1 pseudogene is annotated in these 392 nt (G+C 54.8%); it reads right to left on the bottom strand.

What is annotated here, in order from left to right:
* Positions 1 to 392, bottom strand: a pseudogene (gene glmM / locus C5J24_RS31660) (phosphoglucosamine mutase); the annotation flags it as partial.

The following is a 392-nucleotide window of genomic DNA, read 5'->3' as shown; positions in this document are numbered from 1 at the left end:
GCTTTGACTGATTCATGCTCCAGCGGATCGCCGCTACCTGCGGTGTAACGCACGTTAACCAGAATCTGCGGGAACATTTTCATGCCGCTGCAAAGGTCGTGCAGGCTCATATGATTACGTGCCATCGCCGCCAGCACCTGCAAGCCAGCAACGATGCCGTCACCGGTAGTGGTTTTATCCAGCAGGATCACATGACCGGAGTTCTCTGCACCGATACGCCAGCCTTTCTCCTGCATTTTTTCCAGTACGTAGCGGTCACCCACTTTCGCGCGCGCAAATGGAATACCTAACTGTTTCAGCGCCAGTTCAAGCCCCATGTTGCTCATCAATGTACCCACAGCGCCACCACGCAGCTGGCCCTGACGAAGACCTTCACGCGCGATGATATACAT

The organism is Neorhizobium sp. T25_27 (assembly GCF_002968565.1).
In the GTDB taxonomy this organism is placed as follows: Bacteria; Pseudomonadota; Alphaproteobacteria; order Rhizobiales; family Rhizobiaceae; genus Neorhizobium; species Neorhizobium tomejilense.
Note: the sequence above shows the minus strand (reverse complement) of the source record. Positions and strands in the feature narration are given on the sequence as shown.